The sequence below is a fragment of the Cryptosporangium minutisporangium genome, assembly GCF_039536245.1.
GTDB classification, from domain to species: domain Bacteria; phylum Actinomycetota; class Actinomycetes; order Mycobacteriales; family Cryptosporangiaceae; genus Cryptosporangium; species Cryptosporangium minutisporangium.
Map to the genome: position 1 here is coordinate 21074 of NZ_BAAAYN010000024.1, position 15862 is coordinate 36935.

Annotated in this window: 16 protein-coding genes; 12 read left to right on the forward strand and 4 right to left on the reverse strand. The window is 72.7% G+C overall.

What is annotated here, in order from left to right; genetic code table 11:
- Positions 1-2 precede the first annotated feature (2 nt).
- Both ABEB28_RS19140 and ABEB28_RS19145 read left to right on the forward strand, forming a co-directional pair.
- The gene (locus ABEB28_RS19140; RefSeq protein ID WP_376981943.1) at positions 3-983 is read left to right on the forward strand and encodes a PDR/VanB family oxidoreductase; all 981 of its coding nucleotides are present in this window, start codon (positions 3-5) and stop codon (positions 981-983) included.
- A 36-nt stretch (positions 984-1019) separates the two neighbouring features.
- Positions 1020-1454 (forward strand): glutaredoxin domain-containing protein, encoded by a 435-nt coding sequence (locus ABEB28_RS19145; protein ID WP_345729506.1) that lies wholly within the window; start codon positions 1020-1022, stop codon positions 1452-1454.
- 22 nt (positions 1455-1476) lie between these two features.
- On the opposite strand, the gene ABEB28_RS19150 is transcribed toward ABEB28_RS19145, so the two are convergent.
- The 3 genes from ABEB28_RS19150 to ABEB28_RS19160 form a co-directional block, all read right to left on the reverse strand.
- A complete protein-coding gene (locus ABEB28_RS19150) occupies positions 1477-2400 on the reverse strand; it encodes a nitrilase-related carbon-nitrogen hydrolase (RefSeq protein WP_345729507.1) in 924 nt (307 codons plus the stop codon).
- Positions 2391-3449, reverse strand: coding sequence for an agmatine deiminase family protein (locus ABEB28_RS19155; RefSeq protein ID WP_376981945.1), 1059 nt, complete (start codon positions 3447-3449; stop codon positions 2391-2393). Before ABEB28_RS19155 ends, ABEB28_RS19150 begins: the two co-directional genes overlap by 10 nt.
- 167 nt (positions 3450-3616) lie before the next feature.
- Entirely contained in the window at positions 3617-4228 is a 612-nt protein-coding gene (locus ABEB28_RS19160; protein ID WP_345729508.1) for a TetR/AcrR family transcriptional regulator C-terminal domain-containing protein, read from the reverse strand.
- A gap of 950 nt (positions 4229-5178) precedes the next feature.
- Here ABEB28_RS19160 and ABEB28_RS19165 point away from each other — a divergent pair.
- The 3 genes from ABEB28_RS19165 to ABEB28_RS19175 all read left to right on the forward strand — a co-directional run bounded on the left by ABEB28_RS19165 (position 5179) and on the right by ABEB28_RS19175 (position 6925).
- Positions 5179-5616 (forward strand): SRPBCC domain-containing protein, encoded by a 438-nt coding sequence (locus ABEB28_RS19165; RefSeq protein WP_345729509.1) that lies wholly within the window; start codon positions 5179-5181, stop codon positions 5614-5616.
- The gene (locus ABEB28_RS19170; RefSeq protein ID WP_345729510.1) at positions 5603-5932 is read left to right on the forward strand and encodes an ArsR/SmtB family transcription factor; all 330 of its coding nucleotides are present in this window, start codon (positions 5603-5605) and stop codon (positions 5930-5932) included. Before ABEB28_RS19165 ends, ABEB28_RS19170 begins: the two co-directional genes overlap by 14 nt.
- Before the next feature lie 150 nt (positions 5933-6082).
- Entirely contained in the window at positions 6083-6925 is an 843-nt protein-coding gene (locus ABEB28_RS19175; protein WP_345729511.1) for a DUF4352 domain-containing protein, read from the forward strand.
- Positions 6926-6954: 29 nt separating this feature from the next.
- On the opposite strand, the gene ABEB28_RS19180 is transcribed toward ABEB28_RS19175, so the two are convergent.
- Entirely contained in the window at positions 6955-7821 is an 867-nt protein-coding gene (locus ABEB28_RS19180) for an AfsR/SARP family transcriptional regulator (RefSeq protein ID WP_345729512.1), read from the reverse strand.
- Between the two features lie 276 nt (positions 7822-8097).
- Between ABEB28_RS19180 and ABEB28_RS19185 the strand changes: the two genes are divergently transcribed.
- From ABEB28_RS19185 to ABEB28_RS19215, 7 genes are all read left to right on the forward strand, one after another.
- On the forward strand, positions 8098-8349 hold the full coding sequence (locus ABEB28_RS19185) for a hypothetical protein (protein ID WP_345729513.1): 252 nt from the start codon (positions 8098-8100) through the stop codon (positions 8347-8349).
- Positions 8350-8406: 57 nt separating this feature from the next.
- Positions 8407-9417 (forward strand): MvdC/MvdD family ATP grasp protein, encoded by a 1011-nt coding sequence (locus ABEB28_RS19190; RefSeq protein WP_345729514.1) that lies wholly within the window; start codon positions 8407-8409, stop codon positions 9415-9417.
- Between the two features lie 3 nt (positions 9418-9420).
- The gene (locus ABEB28_RS19195; protein ID WP_345729515.1) at positions 9421-10236 is read left to right on the forward strand and encodes an SDH family Clp fold serine proteinase; all 816 of its coding nucleotides are present in this window, start codon (positions 9421-9423) and stop codon (positions 10234-10236) included.
- A 3-nt stretch (positions 10237-10239) separates the two neighbouring features.
- The gene (locus ABEB28_RS19200) at positions 10240-10806 is read left to right on the forward strand and encodes a MauE/DoxX family redox-associated membrane protein (protein WP_345729516.1); all 567 of its coding nucleotides are present in this window, start codon (positions 10240-10242) and stop codon (positions 10804-10806) included.
- The gene (locus ABEB28_RS19205) at positions 10803-11402 is read left to right on the forward strand and encodes a redoxin domain-containing protein (protein ID WP_345729517.1); all 600 of its coding nucleotides are present in this window, start codon (positions 10803-10805) and stop codon (positions 11400-11402) included. The genes ABEB28_RS19200 and ABEB28_RS19205 overlap by 4 nt, the downstream gene beginning before the upstream one ends.
- Positions 11392-13197 carry an ABC transporter ATP-binding protein gene (locus tag ABEB28_RS19210; protein ID WP_345729518.1) on the forward strand — a complete coding sequence of 602 codons (1806 nt, stop codon included), beginning with the start codon at positions 11392-11394 and terminating at the stop codon, positions 13195-13197. The genes ABEB28_RS19205 and ABEB28_RS19210 overlap by 11 nt, the downstream gene beginning before the upstream one ends.
- Positions 13198-13308: 111 nt before the next feature.
- On the forward strand, positions 13309-15840 hold the full coding sequence (locus ABEB28_RS19215) for a PAS domain-containing protein (RefSeq protein WP_345729519.1): 2532 nt from the start codon (positions 13309-13311) through the stop codon (positions 15838-15840).
- Positions 15841-15862: the final 22 nt, after the last annotated feature.

Sequence of the window (15862 nt, forward strand, 5' to 3'; positions counted from 1 at the left end):
GCATGGACGAGGAGAGGCCCGTGCACAGCACGCACGACGAGGTGGACCTGCGTCTCCGGATCGCCCGCCGCGAACGCGTCGCCGACGGCGTCGTGACGCTGGAGCTCCGGAGCCCCGCCGGAGCCGCGCTCCCCGCATGGGCACCGGGAGCGCACGTCGACGTGGCACTCGGACCGGACCTGGTCCGGCAGTACTCGCTCTGCGGCGACCCGGCCGACCGGTCGGTGTGGCGGATCGCGGTGCTCCGCGAGGGCGAGAGCCGCGGCGGCTCCCAGTACGTGCACGACAAGCTCGACGAGGGTCAGCTGGTCGACGTCCGCGGGCCGCGCAACCACTTCGCGCTGGAGCCCGCGGCGCGGTACGTGTTCGTCGCCGGCGGCATCGGGATCACGCCGATCCTGCCGATGGTGGCCGCCGCTGCGGCGTCCGGCGCCGAGTGGGAGCTGCACTACGGCGGCCGCACCGCGGCGTCGATGGCGTTCGCGGCCGAGCTGACCGCCGCGCACGGCCCGCGGGTCACCCTACGTCCGCAGGACGAGCAGGGTCTCCTCGACCTGGACGCGATCCTCGGCACGCCGCGCGCGGACACCCTCGTCTACTGCTGCGGGCCCGAGCCGCTGCTGCTGGCGGTCGAGGAGCGGTGCACGTCCTGGCCGTCCGGCGCGCTGCACGTCGAGCGGTTCTCGCCCAAGGAGCAGGGTGAGCCGGTGCGGCACGAGTCGTTCGAGGTCGAACTGGCGCAGACCGGGGTGACGGTCACCGTGCCGCCAGACAGGTCCATCCTCGAGGTCGTCGAGGAGGCCGGTGCACTCGTCCTGTACTCGTGCCAGGAGGGCACGTGCGGCACGTGCGAGACGCCGGTGCTGAGCGGCGCGGTCGACCACCGGGACAGCCTGCTGACCGAAGAGGAGTGCGCGGCGAACGACACGATGTTCATCTGTGTGTCCCGCGCCGCCGGCCCGAAGCTCGTCCTCGATCTGTGACCTGCCGGGCACGGCCCGGCCTCTACCGTGGGAGGCATGCGCAACTGGAGGTCTCCGGCCCTGCTGGCGGCGGGTGGCGTTCTCGGAGCGGCGGCCCTGTTCGCGGGCGGATCGCCGGTCTTCGCGGTGATCCTCCTGCTCTGGTTCCTCGGCTGGGCCTGGGCGTCCACGCCGCTGCTCGTGCGATCGTCGGTGACCGCGGCGGAGGCGCAGGCGCGCAGCGCGGAGGACGGCCGGCCGATCGTCTACTGGCGACCGGGCTGCCCGTTCTGTCTGCGGATGCGGCTCGGCCTGCTCCCCGTCGGGCGGCGCGTGCACTGGGTCAACATCTGGAGCGACCCGGAGGGCGCGGCCGCCGTCCGCGCCGTGGCCGACGGGAACGAGACCGTGCCGACGGTGATCGCCGCCGGAGCGGCACACGTCAACCCGGCCCCGTCGGCGGTCCGCGGCTGGGCGCGGTCCGGCGCCTGAGGGGAACCGGCTTGGCGTGCGCTCAGGCGGTCAGGGCGCCGTACGCGTCCGGGCGGCGGGTCTCCAGGAACGGGAAGAGCGTCAGCCAGTCCCGGCGCTGGTCCAGATCGAGCGGCGCGACCAGCACCGCGTCGCCCTCGCGCGGGGCTTCGGCGAGCACCCGGCCGTACGGGTCGGAGATGAACGAGCTGCCGTAGAACGTGATCAGCCCTTCCGAGCCCCAGCGGTTCGGCACGACCATGAACGTGCCGTTCGCGATGCCGTTGCCGACGATGACCTGCCGCCAGAGCGGCGCGGTGTCGAAGTCGGGGTGGTCGGGCTCGGAGCCGATCGCGGTCGGGTAGGCGAGAACGTCGGCGCCGGCCAGCGAGTAGGCACGCGCGACCTCGGGAAACCACTCGTCCCAGCACGTCGGGAGGCCGATCCGCGCACCACCGGACAGCTCGACCGGCGCGAACGCGTCGGACTCGGCGGGGCCGGGCCGGAAGTAGTGGTCCTCGTAGTACCCCGCGGTCACCGGGATGTGGGTTTTGCGGCGGCGTCCCAGCAGGGTGCCGTCCGGCGCGACGAGGACCGCGGTGTTGAAGCCCAACCCGTCGTCGGCCGGGCTGCGCTCGAACAGCGACGCGTGCACGATCACGCCGGTGGCCGCGGCCGCCTCGGCGGCGAACCCGCGGGTCGGGCCGGTCTCCAGGTCCTCCGCGGTGGCGGTGGCGTCGCCGGTGGGGCGGGTGTCCGCCGGGTACCGGGAGAGCGTCAGCTCGGGGAGGAAGACGACCTGGGCGCCGGCCTCCGCGGCGGTGCGGACGCCGTCGAGCAGCACCTCCCGGTGCTCGGCCGGGTCGGCGTGCCAGCGGGTCTGCACCAGGCCGACGGGAAGAACGCCGCGGACCGGTGCCTCGACGCGGGCCGGTGAGTCGGTGGCGGAGGCGGTGATCAGGTCCATGAGACCTCCTCGAGGGGCTGCGGCTGCGGTGGGACGGTTCGGGGCTGCTGCTGGGTGATGCAGTGGACGCCGCCGCCGAAGCGGAAGACGTCCCGGGCGTCGACGAGCACGACCTCGCGGCCCGGGTAGGCCTCGGCCAGCACGGCGGCGGCCTGGGCGTCGCGGGGGTCGTCGAACGCGCAGAGCACGACGACGCCGTTGGCCACGTAGTGGTTGACGTAGGAGTAGTCGACCAGTTCACCGTCGATCTCGGTGACGGTAGGGGCGAGCAGTTCGAGAACCTCGAGCCCTTGGTCGCGGAGGATCTGGGTGGCTTCCTGGCTCACCGCGTAGTCGGGGTGGCCGGGGTCGGGCTGGGTGTGCACGACGACGGTGCCGGGCCGGGTGAACGCGGCGACGATGTCGACGTGTCCCTTGGTGCCCAGTTTGCCGTAGTCCGCGGTGAGCCCGCGGGGTAACCAGATCGCGGTCGTGGTGCCGAGCCGGGCGTGAACCTCCGCCTCGACCTGCGCGCCCGTCCAGCCGGGGTTGCGGTCGGGGTCCAGCTGGACGGTGTCGGTGAGCAGCACCGTTCCGGCGCCGTCGACGTGGAAGCCGCCGCCCTCCTGGGTCAGTGTGGACGCGATGCGCGGCACCCCGGCCGCGTCGGCGACCCGCCGGGCCACCTGCCGGTCGTCGACCCAGGAGGCCCAGGGTTGGGCGCCCCAGCCGTTGAACCCCCAGTCCACGGCGTATGGGCCACCGTTCGGGCCGTAGACGAACGTCGGGCCGCTGTCGCGCAGCCACGCGTCGTCGATCGGCACCGCGAGCGTGGTGATGCGCGGGTCGAGTAACTCGGCGCGGTCGCCGGGGTCGACCAGCATCGTGACCGGTTCGTAGCGCACGATCGTGTTGGCCACCGCCGTCCAGGCGGCCCGGGCCGCGGCGAGCTCGACGCCGTCACCGAACGTCTGGTTCGGGGTGGGGTACGCCATCCACGTGCCGGCGTGCGGTGCCCACTCGGCGGGCATCCGGGTCTTTCCTGGGTCGCGTGACGACGCGTCCGGCACGACTGGCCTCCTTGAGCAGACCGCCACGATAACCGAATCAGATTCGGTTACTGAAGGGCTCCCTGGGACGAGGTGACGGATTCCGCTTGGCGGCTCGCTTAACCCCTTTTCCGCCTCCGACTTTCGGCACGGCCGGAGCGGGCGCAGCAGCCGTCGGCCGGGAGGCGTCAGTGCACGAGCTGCGCGAGACCGGCGAGCAAGCTGTTCAGGCCGATCTCGAACGATCGCTGCGACCGGTCTCCCGGCTGCGAGCGGGTCGCCGCGATCGCCGCGCTGAGCGCCGACTCCGGATTCCCCGAGTCGGCCCAGACGTCCATCGGCGCCGCCGCGTCGAGGGCGGATCCGAGGATGAAACAGTCCAGGACGCTGACCGCGTGCAGCAGGTCCTCGTCGGCGAACCCGGCGCGGCTGAGCACATCGGCGAGCGCCTCGTAGCTGGCGAGCGTCTCGGGCGCGGTGACGGTCTGCGCGGTCAGTAACGGCACGACGCCCGGATGGCGGGCCATCGTCGCCCGGTACCGCCGGGCCCACTCCTCGGTGTAGGCGCGCCACCCGGCGGTCTCGTCGAACGGCCCCTCGAAGTCGCGGCTAAGCAGACCGCGGATGCCCTCGATCACCGCTTCCCGCCCACCGGCGAAGTGGTGGTAGATCGACGAGACGCTGACGTTCAGCGTCGTGGCGAGTTTGGGCAGCGTGAGCGTTCCGGTCTCGTCGATCTGCGCGAGCGCCGCCGCGGCGATCTGATCGCGCGACAGCAGCGGAACGCTCGGACGCGGCACGGTGCGGTCAGCCCCTCTCGACGGTCGAGACGCGGCCCTCATCCTTGCATCGGGATCAGCTCCGCCGGGCAGGGGCGTGGTTGTCGCGCTTCCCGGCCGGACAGCGGCGTGATTGTCGCGCTTCCCGGCCAGACAGCGGCGTGATTGTCGCGCTTCCCGGCCAGACAGCGGCGTGATTGTCGCGCTTCCCGGCCAGACAGCGGCGTGATTGTCGCGCTTCCCGGCCAGACAGCGGCGTGATTGTCGCGCTTCCCGGCCAGACAGCGGCGTGATTGTCGCGCTTCCCGGCCAGACAGCGGCGTGATTGTCGCGCTTCCCGGCCAGACAGCGGCGTGATTGTCGCGCTTCCCGGCCAGACAGCGGCGTGATTGTCGCGCTTCCCGGCCAGACAGCGGCGTGATTGTCGCGCTTCCCGGCCAGACAGCGGCGTGATTGTCGCGCTTCCCGGCCAGACAGCGGCGTGATTGTCGCGCTTCCCGGCCAGACAGCGGCGTGATTGTCGCGCTTCCCGGCCAGACAGCGGCGTGATTGTCGCGCTTCCCGGCCAGACAGCGGCGTGATTGTCGCGCTTCCCGGCCAGACAGCGGCGTGATTGTCGCGCTTCCCGGCCAGACAGCGGCGTGATTGTCGCGCTTCCCGGCCAGACAGCGGCGTGATTGTCGCGCTTCCCGGCCAGACAGCGGCGTGATTGTCGCGCCTCCCGGCCAGACAGCGGCGTGATTGTCGCGCNACAGTGGTTGTCGTCGATCCTGTGCCATGGCACGGAATCGACGACAACCATTTGGCGGCCACCCCGAAGGCGTGACAACCACTCCCTGCCGCGCGCCTGTCCTCACGGGCGGCGGAGGCCGGGCTGGCGTCGCGCCCCGCGCCGAACCGAGAGCGTTGACGCAACCGAGAGGTTGCTATAGGTTCGGTGGCAACCGACGAGTTGCTACCTGGAGGCGGAGATGACGTTCCCCGATCGGATCGAGCGCACGCTGGAGCTGACCCACTCCCCCGAGAAGGTCTGGGCCGCGCTCACCACGGCCGAAGGCCTCGGCACCTGGTTCGGCCAGCGCGCCGAGGTCGACCTGCGCGTCGGTGGTCAGGTCAAGCTCGCCTGGGACAGCGGCGACACCGCCGTCCTCACGATCGAGCGGCTCGAGCCGCCGCACGTCTTCGCGTACACCTGGCCGATCTACGGCCTCCCGGAGGGCGATCCGCGACGCACCTTTGTGGAGTTCACGCTGGCGCCCACCGGCACGGGCACCACGCTGACGATGGTCGAGACCGGGTTCGCCCAGGCACCGGACGCCGAGACCCACAAGGTCGCCCACAACGGCAACACCGAGGGCTGGACGAACGAGCTCGGCGAGCTGGTCGCGTACCTCGATGGACGACTTTGATCCGGAGGCGGTGGCCCAGGAGGTCTTCACCGCCCTGGCCGATCCGAGCCGGCGCAGCATCCTCGCCGCGCTCGCGGCTCGGGGGCCGGCCACCGCGACCGACCTCGCCGGCCAGCTGCCGATCACCCGGCAGGCGATCGCCAAGCACCTCGCGCTGCTGGCCGAGGCCGGGCTGGTCGTGGCCGAGCCCGGCGAGCGGCGCCGGGTCCGGTACCGGTTGGACTCGGCGCCGATGAAGGTGGCGCAGCAATTCCTCGGCGCGCTGGCCCGCGACTGGGACGGCCCGCTCGCGGCACTGCGCGACCGCCTGACGTGAGGGAGAGATCGATGGACAACCAGGAGGCGTGGGAGGAACCGCGGGGACGCGCGGTCCCGCTCGGACTGCACGTCGGTGGCCCGGCGATGCGGGTGCCCGACGAGTACTCGGCCGGGTGAGACCTTGGCGGGGCCGGTAGCGTCGCTGGCCATGACGTGGCCTCCGGATCCCCAGCAGCCCCACAACGGACCTCCGCCGCCGTACGGGCAGCCCCAGCAACCTTTACCCCAGCCACCCTCGTACGGCGGCGGCCCCCAGCAGCCCTACGGCGCCCCCGACCCCTACGGGCAGCCCGCGTACGGCCAGCCCGCTTACGGGCAACCCGACTACGGCCAGCCCGCTTACGGGCAGCCGGGCTTCGGCCAGCCCGGGCCCGGACCCGGCCAGCCCGGTCCCGGCCAGCCCGGACCCGGCCACCCGTACGGGCAGCCCCCGAAGAAGTCGTCCGGCGGCAAGATCGCGCTGTTCGTGATCGGCGGCGTCGTCGCGCTGTGCTTGGTCTTCGGCGTCATCGGCGCGGTCTGGTACGGCATGCGGGACTCCGACTCCGACGCCGACACCGTGACGACGGCGGAGAGCGCGCAGTCCGGGTCCGACGGCGCGTTGAACCAGCCGGCCCGCGACGGGAACACCGAGTTCACCGTGAAGTCCGCGGAGTGCGGCGCCACCTCGGTCGGCGACGAGTACTCCCAGAAGACCCCGAAAGGTCAGTTCTGCCTGGTCACCGCCACGGTCAAGAACCTCGGCAACGAGCCGCTGTCGTTGGAGGCCGGGACGAACGAGGCCTACAACGCCGAAGGCCAGGAGTTCAAGGCCGACATCTCGGCGTCGATCGCGGCCAACGAGGACCTGACGCTGTTCCTGAGCGACGTCAACCCGGGCACCAGCACGGAGGTGACCTGGGTGTGGGACATCCCGCAGGGCCAGAGGATCACCAAGGTCAAGCTGTTCGAGTCGTTCTCCAGCAACGGGGTCGAGATCAAGGTCGGCTGAGCGCGGCGAGCCCTGGGCCTCCCAGCCACTCACCCGCTCGCCGACCGTGGTCGCCCCGCGAGCCGGGCCTCCAACCGGCGGATCCTCGTCTCCAGCCGGGCCTGATCCATCCGGAGCTCGCCGATCAGCCGCCCCAGGCTCTCGGCCGGCCGGTCGGCCAGCTCGACGGCGTGCGGCGGCGACTCGCGCTCGTCCCGCAGGTCGCCGGAGAGCATCCGGGCGTGCAAGTGCCGGAGCTCCGCGCCGGGTCCGACACCGACGTGCTCGACCAGATGCTCCCGCGCCGCGCGGTAGGCGGCAAGCGCCTCGCCCACCCGGCCGCTGCGGTAGAGCGCGAGCATCAGCGCGGCCCGCAGCCCCTCGCGCAGCGGATAGGCGTCGACGAGCGGCAACAGCTCGGTGACGAGCGCCCGGTGGGCGCCGACGCGGAGCAGCGCCTGGGCGCGCTCCTCCAGCACGGTGACGCGTAACTCCTCCAGCCGCGAGCGCTCGGCCTGGACGCAGGGTGAGTCGCCGGCGGCGCCGGAGAGCGCGGGGCCCTGCCACAGCTCCAGGGCGTCGTCGTAGAGGCCGGAGCCGCGGTGGTACGCGCCGGTGGCGACCGCCTGGCGGGCGGCGAGCACCAGGGCCTGGAAGCGCAGCCCGTCGACCGCGTCGTCCGCGACGTGCAGCGCGTAACAGGCGCCGCGGGTGACGATCACCGCGCCGGCCACCTCGGTGCAGGCGAGGCTGAGCCGGTGGCGGAGCCGGCTGACGAGCGCGTGGACGGCGTGCGCCGGGTGGCGGACCCGGCCGGACCAGATGCCCTCGGCCAGGTGCTCACGGGTGACCGGTTGCCCGAGGTGGGCGACCAATTCGGCGAGCAGAGCGGACTCGCGGGCTGCGGAGATCGGCACGATGCCCCGCGGTCCTTCGACGGTGAGGGAACCAAGGATGTTGAGGCGCACCGATCCTCCGGTTCTGTCAAAGGGGAATCGACAAGTCCTTAACAGGCGACATAAGGCAGAAGGTAACGCAGGGTTCGACAGTTACTACCGTTCGATGCCGAGCCGTTATCTCGTCCCCGTTGGAGCGGGATGAGACCGGTTTGAGAGCACCGTCGGGCAGAGTTCCGCGTCGCAGGGCTCCCGGTGATCCCGGGAGCGAGCCGACTTCCGAAGGGACCACCGACCGTGAGCAGACTCTTCGCGTTCCGGGTTGCGAGCCCGGTCACCGATCCACCGCAGAGCCCCGTGGCGACCGGCTACGACGCCGCCACTCAGACGCTCGTCTGGGAGGGCGACAGCGGCACCACGATGGGCAGCGCCCTCTGTTCGGGCGGCTACTACAGCGGCCGGAACCCCTGCCAGTCCACCGGCACGGCGTGCACCGGAACCAGGTGCAGCAAGTCCTACCTGGGCTGCTACGCCTGCGACTACGCCTGATCCGGTCGCGGCGCCGGCCGACGGCGCTCCGGCCGGCGCCGCACCCCGGGAGGAAGCGTGAGTTCTGCCCAGATCGTCATTTCGACGAACGTCTTCGACGCACACACCGACGTCCTGATCGATCTGCTCGTTCGACGCGGGCACGAGCCGATCCGGGTCAACTCCTCGGAGCTCCCCGGCGGCGCGGTGCTCTCCGCCCGCCTCGACGGTCCGGAGTGGACCGGCACGCTGCACGTCACGGCCGGTGGCCGCACGTTCGCGTGGGAAGACGTCACCGCGGTCTGGTGGCGCAAACCGACCGGCTTCGGACTGCCCGCCGACCTGTCGGAGTGGGAGCGGGAGTTCGCCGAGGAGGAGCTCCGGCACGCCACCGGTGGCCTCTGGGCGTCGCTGGACTGCTACTGGATGAGCCGCCCCGACGACATCCGGCGAGCCGGCTACAAGCTCGAGCAGCTCCAGCGGGCGCGCCGGCTCGGGCTCGCGGTCCCCCGGACGCTGATCAGCAGCGATCCGGCGGCCGTGCGCGAGTTCGCCGACGACTGCGACGGCCGGATCGTCTACAAGGTCCTCACCGACCCGTACCTGATGGCCGGACGCACCGTTGATCGCAACCACGATGCCGACGTCGAACCGCGGTTCGTCGCGACGACGCTGGTCACCGCCGCCGAGCTGGCGGCGCTGGAGTCGACGGTCCGCACCGTGCCGTGCCAGTTCCAGGAGTTCGTCGAGAAGCGGGTCGAGTACCGGGTCACGGTGATCGGGGACGACCTGTTCGTCGCCGAGATCAGCCCGGCCGACGGTCCGCCGCCGGGCGTCGACTGGCGGACCGAGACCGATCGGCTCCGGATGCGGCCCGGATCGCTCCCGGACGACGTCGCCGAGGCGTGCCTGGCGCTGGTGCGGTCGTACGGTCTGCAGTTCAGCGCGATCGACCTGGTCCGGGACAGGGACGGCCGGCTGCTGTTCCTGGAGAGCAACCCCAACGGCCAGTTCCTCCACGTCGAACAACGGGTGCCGGAGCTGCGGATGGCCGACGCGGTCGCGACCCGGCTGATCACGGGGCGGTGAGCCGTGGACGCGCTCACTGCACTCGCCTCCGTCCGCGGCCGCCCGGTGCTCTGTTGCCACGGGCGGATCGACGAGGACCTCGCCGACCGGCTCGATCCGCTCGTCCGGGACCTCCCCTGCGGCGCCGGCCTGGACGTCGTCCTGTCCACCCGGGGCGGGTCGCCCACCGGGGCGCGCCGGGCCGTGGCCGTCCTGGCGGACCGGACACCTCACCTCGCGGTGCTGGTCGGAGTGCGGGCCCGCTCGGCAGGCACCCTGTTCTGCCTCGGTGCCGACGAGATCGTCCTCACCGCCGGCGCCGAGCTCGGCCCGATCGACCCGGTGATCGAGCAGGCGTCCGGTGATCCGGCCGTCGGCGCGCTCTCCGCCGCCGATCTCCGGGCGTTCCGAAGCCTGGCGGCCGACTGGTTCGACGTGTCCGCGCGGGAGAACGGCGTCGATCTGCTGGCGCTGCTGTCCCAGCGGATCGCCCCGACCGCGCTGGCGCGGCTCTACCGGGCGGACGCGCTGGCCCGCTCCCTGGCGACCGCGCTGCTCCGCCGGAGCGAGGCCGATCCGGCGGCGATCGACGCGATCGTCGAACGGCTCGTCGCCGGCTACCCGTCGCACGACTACCCGATCCTGCGCGACGAGGCCCGGGAGGCCGGGCTCCCGGTCGTCGACGCCACCGACGCGGAGACCAGGGCGTTGCGCGCCGTCGACGACGCGGGCCGCGCGCAGTTCGCCGCGGCCGCCGCCGACGGGCTGGAGCTGCCCACGATCGTCCTCTCCGCCCAGCCCGAAGCAGCACCGTCCCCACCGTCCCTGCTCCGGAGGTGAGCCATGCCGTGGGCTGCCGCCCTCCCCGTCCTGGCCGGCGCCGTCGTCGCGACGACGTTCGCCGTGTCAGCCGTCGCCAAGGTCCGTGACCTCGACGGCTTCCACCACACGATCACGCTGTTCACCCCGCTGCCCGATCGCGTCGCCCGGTGGACGGCACCGGCGGTGGTGGCGCTCGAAGCGCTGCTCGTGGCGCTGCTCGCCGCGGGCGTGGTGCTCGGTGCCGGCGGTGCCATCGCCGCCGGGCTCGCCGGGGGCGTGGTCCTGCTCGCCGGCTACACCGCGATCCTCGCGCGGGCGCGGCTGCAAGGCACGAGCGTCGGCTGCAACTGCTTCGGCCGCACCGCGCAGCGGCTGTCCTGGTACGACGTCGTCCGCAACCTGCTGCTGCTCGGCGTCGGCGGAGCGGGGTGGGCGGCGTCGGCGGAGCCGGCGCCCCCGCTGGCCGGGGCCGACACCGGTCTGCTGGTGATCACCGGGGCGGCGCTGACCGTGCTCGTCATCCACCTCGGCGACCTCGCCGAGGTGCTCCGCCGACCGCTCGCGCTGGATCTGGAGGACGCGTCATGACCGCGGTGAGCCTTTCCCTCTACGTGCTCGGGACCCTGATCCTGGTCAACCTGCTCCTGACCCTGCGATTGGTCGCCTGGGCGCGGCGTCGGACCAGCACCGCGTCGCTCGCCGAGAACTGGCTGCCCGAGCTGGCGGTCGGCGCGACCGGCCCGACGTTCCGGGCCCGATTCCTCGACGGGCGGCGGATCGACGAGCGCACGTACGCCGGCCGCGAGGTGGCGTACGTGTTCCTCTCCCCCAACTGCGACGGCTGCACGCGCACGCTGCCGCAGCTGCAGAAGTTCTACGGCGCCGCGGCAGCCCGCGGCACCGAGATCGTCGTCGTCACCGACACCGGCCCGCGGCAGACCTCCAGCTGGTTGGAGGAGATGACCGCGGACGGAACGCCGCTGCGCACGCCGGTCGTGGCCGCGCCGCACTCCGAGAGCGCGTTCATCAAGGTCTACAACGGACCGCTGCTGTTCCCGTACTTCTGCGTCGTCGGCACCGACGGCACGGTCCGGGCGCGCGGCCTGGTCGGGCGGGACGCCTGGATGGAGCAGGTCGAGGTGTGGGCCGGCCGTACCGCAGGCGTCCCCGCCGATGTCTCGTAAGGCCGCGACGGTTCTGCGGGTCGCGCGGTCGACGACCCGCCTGCTGTGGCGGTCCGCACCCCGGCTGACGCTGTTCGTGCTGCTGTCGCAGGTGGCCGCCGCCGCCGGTGCGGCCGCCGCCCTGCTGCTCGTCCGCGCGCTGATCGCGACGCTGGTCGGGGACACCGGCGGGAGCGGCGGGCCGCTCCCGCTCCTGCTCGGCCTCGGCGCGCTGCTGGGCTCCTCGTCGGTGCTGCTGGCCGTGCAGCGTCACCTCATGACGCTGCTCGGCGAGCACGTCGCGATGTACGCGATGGAGCGCGTGCTGGACGTCGCGTGCCGGGTCGAGCTGGCGGCGTTCGACTCACCGGAGTTCCACGGACGGCTCCGCCGCGTGCAGGACGCCGGGCACCGCCCGATCGAGTTCACCGAGGCGCTGCTCTCCGCGACGTCGTCGCTGCTCACCGGGGTGGCGGTGCTCGGGACGCTGTGGGTGATCGACCCCCTGCTCGTCGTCTGCGTCCTGCTCTCCACCGTGCCGCTGCTGCTGGCCGGCGCCGCCGCCAGCCGCGGGATGTTCACGCTCAGCGTCGATCTGGTCCGCAACGACCTGCGGCGCACCTACGTGCGGTCGCTGATGACCGGCCGGGAGAGCGCCAAGGAGGTCCGCGTGTTCGGGCTGGCGTCGGCCCTCTCGGCGCGGCACCGCACGCTGTTCGCCGAACGGCTGGTGGCGCTGCGGGCGGTGCTGCGCCGGATCACCTGGCTCAGCCTGCTCGGCGGGGTGGGCACGGCGCTCGGCGTCGCGCTCGGCGGCGGACTGCTGGTGCGGTCGGTGGCGGCCGGCGAGCTCACGGTGGCGTCGGCAGCCACCGCGGTCGCCGCGCTCATGCAGGTCGTGCCGCTGCTCGTCGGTGCGTCGCAGAGCGTCGCCCAGGTCTACGAGAACAGTCTCTTCGTGGACGACTACGAGCGGTTCTGTGCGGACGAGGCCCGGCTCCCGGTCGCGGCGGAGGGCCGTCCGGCGCCCGCCTCGCTCGACCGGGTCACGGTCGAGCACGTCACGTTCACCTACCCCGGCGCTGCGGTGCCCGCGCTGCGCGACGTCTCGCTGTCGGTGCGGCGCGGGGAGGTGGTCGCGCTGGTCGGGCCGAACGGGTCCGGCAAGACGACGCTGGCCAAGCTGCTGTGCGGGCTCTACCGGCCGGACCTGGGCGCGATCCGGTGGGACGGCACCGACCTCGCCGAGCTGGACCCGGACGGTTACCGGGCGCGGCTGACCGTGATGTTCCAGGACTTCATCCGGTACCAGTTCACCGCGGCCGAGAACATCGCGCTCTCCACTCAGCGGAGCGTCGCGGAGGCCGCGCGCCGGGCCGGTGTCCACGACTTCGTGGCCCGGCTTCCGGCCGGCTACGAGACCGTACTCAGCCGCGAACTGAGCGACGGCGTCGACCTCTCCGGCGGCCAGTGGCAGCGGATCGCGCTGGCTCGGGCCTTCCACCGGGACGCGCCGCTCGTCGTCCTCGACGAGCCGACCGCGGCGCTCGACGCGGAGGCCGAGCACGACCTGTTCACGCGGCTCCGCGACCTCTACACCGACCGGGCCGTCGTGCTGGTCTCCCACCGGTTCTCCACCGTCCGCGAGGCGGACCGGATCTACGTGGTGGAGGGCGGCACGGTCACCGAGAGCGGCGAGCACCGCGACCTGATGGCCCTGGACCGCACCTACGCCCGAATGTTCCGTCTCCAGGCGGCCGGCTACGCCCCGCCGCTGCGTCCGGCCGGGACCCCAGTGGCGAGCGGCCGAGGATAGAACATCCCTGAAAGGTTTACTATCCCGCTTTTGTCCTACTCTTGATACCGACGCACTGGTGGTCGGCGACGCGGCAGCGGTGGCGTGCCCGCCGCGAGAGGAGGGCGCGTCATGCTGACGCTCGATCCGGCGGCGCTGGCCGATCCGCTGCGCCTGGCCGCCGTCGCACGCGCCCGACTGGTGCTGCCGACGCTGCCGATCCCGCTGACCAAGATGAGCCGGCACGCCGCCCGGCTGCTGGACGCACCGATGGGCCTGATCACGCTCGTCGGGCAGGACTTCGAGTACTTCGCCGGCAGCTACGGGGCTCCGCGTTCGCTGGTCGCCGGTGACGAGGCGTCGGTGGCCTACTCGCTCTGCAAGTACGTCGTCAGCGCGGACGGCCCGGTCCTCTCCGCCGACCTGGACGCCGAGGACGACGCCCGGCTGCGCCACCACCCGCTCGCCGTCGAGTACGGCGTCCGGGCGTTCCTGGGCGCTCCGCTGCGGGACACCGACGACCGGCCGGTCGGATCGGTGACCGTCCTCGACACCCGGCCACGGCCGTGGACCGGTTCCCAGATCGCGGCGGTGGTGGAGATCGCCGAGCTCGTCGGCCCGGTGCCCGCGACCGCGCCGCACCTGGACACACCGCTGGCCGGCGTCGAGGCCGCCGTCGTCTTCGACGCGGTCGCCGAGGCCTTCCTCACCCTGAACCCCGACGCGGTGATTACCGGCTGGAACTCCGCCGCCGAGGAACTGTTCGGCTGGACGTCGGAGCAGGCCTGCGGTCGGCACGTCGAGGACCTCCTCCGCCCGGGCGACGGCCCACCGGCGATCCACACGATCCTCGATCGGCTGCTCCAGGTGCACGCTACCGAGGTCGACGCCGACCGGCACCTGCACGGCGCGGTGCGGGTGCGCCACCGGGACGGCCGTCCGATCCACGCGCAGGTCCGCCTGTCGGTCATCCACAGCCCCGCCGGTGCGATCATCTGCGCGTTCTTCACCGACATCACCGGACAGGTCACGATGGCCACCGAGGCGGCCAGCGCCGCCGAAGCGGCCGAGATGCAGCGGGCCTTCGCCGACGCCCTGCTCGACAGCCTCTCCGAGGGCGTGGCGGCCGTCGACGCCGAGGGCCGGGCGGTCGTGTTCAACCGGGCCCTGCGTCGGCTCTGCGGCCAGCCGGAGACGGCGTCCACGGCCGAGGCGATGGCCGGAGTGCTGCCGGTGCTCCACCACCCCGACGGCGAGCCGTTCACCGCCCGCGACCTGGTTCTGACCGCCGCGCTGAGCGGAGCCACGCTCCGCGACACCCAGGTGCTGGTGCGCCTCCCCGGCCTGCCCGACCGGCACGTGCTCACCAGCGGGCAACCCATCCAGGCCACGGACGGACGGGTGATCGGAGCGGTCGCCACCATCCGGGACGTCACCGTCCGGCGCCGCACCGAACAGTTCCGCGACTGCGAGCTGGCCGTCGCCCGGCTGCTCAACCACGCGACTTCGTTGGAGGAAGCCGCTTCCGAGCTCGCACGCATCGTCGCCGCGACCCTCGGCTGGCCCTACGTCAGCATCCGGCGGATCGACCCGGCCACCGGCGTCCTCCGCCGGATCGGGCACTGGGACGAGGGTTCCGACGCCATCCGTGAACTGCTCACCGCGCAGCTCACGCCCACCACCGAGGCCGTGATGCGTCAGGTCTGGGCCACCGGCGAGCCGGTCTGGATCCCCGATCTGGAGACGTCGCCGCTCTTCGACGACCCGGAGGCACGCGAACGGACCAAACTCTACGTCCACCACGGCCTGCGGTCCGCGGTCTCGGTCCCGTTCCACGACGGCACCGACACCGTCGGCGCGCTCACCTGCTTCGCCGATACCGCGGAGACCGACCAGATGCTGATCACCGGCCTGGTCACCGCGATCGGCGCGCAGGTCAGCCAGTTCCTGATCGGGCGCCGCGCAGCCGACCTGGCGCTGCAGCTGGCGCACACCCGCGCGGAGTTCACCGCGCTCGTCGGCCACGACATGCGCACCCCGCTGACCACGATCGCCACCTACACCCAACTGTTGCTCGACGATCCGGCTCCGCGGCCGGACTCCGACCAGCAGCTGCTGCGCGGGATCGACCGCGGCACGGCCCGGCTCCGCAGCCTGGTCGACGCGCTGCTCGACCTGGCCGCTCTCGAAGCCGGCGACCAACCGCTGCAGGCGCACGACGTCGACCTCAGCGCGCTGCTCCGGCAGGCCGTCGCGGACGTCCGGCCCACCACCGAAGCCGCCGGGATCACCCTGCACGCCCAGATCGACCCCGACGTCCACCTCGACGGCGACGACCAGCGGCTGCACGCCCTCGCCGACACGCTCCTCGCGTCGGCCAGCTCCGCCACCTCCGGCGGTGACCTGTTCGTCGCGCTGCACGCCCGCAACGGTGCCGCCGAGCTCACGCTCTCCGCGCCCGGCGACGCGGCCACCGAGCTGGTCAGCCGCTTCTCCCCCGCCAACGCCACCGGTACCGGGCTCGGCTCGAGCGCCGACACCGTGCCGCGGCTCGGGCTGGCCCTGGTCCGGGTGATCACCGAGCGGCACGGCGGGACCTTCGCCCTCACCGGGCCGTCGACGATCAGGCTGCGGATCCCGCTCGCGGCGGCCGAGACCCCCTGATCGTCAGCGGCCGGTCGCCGGG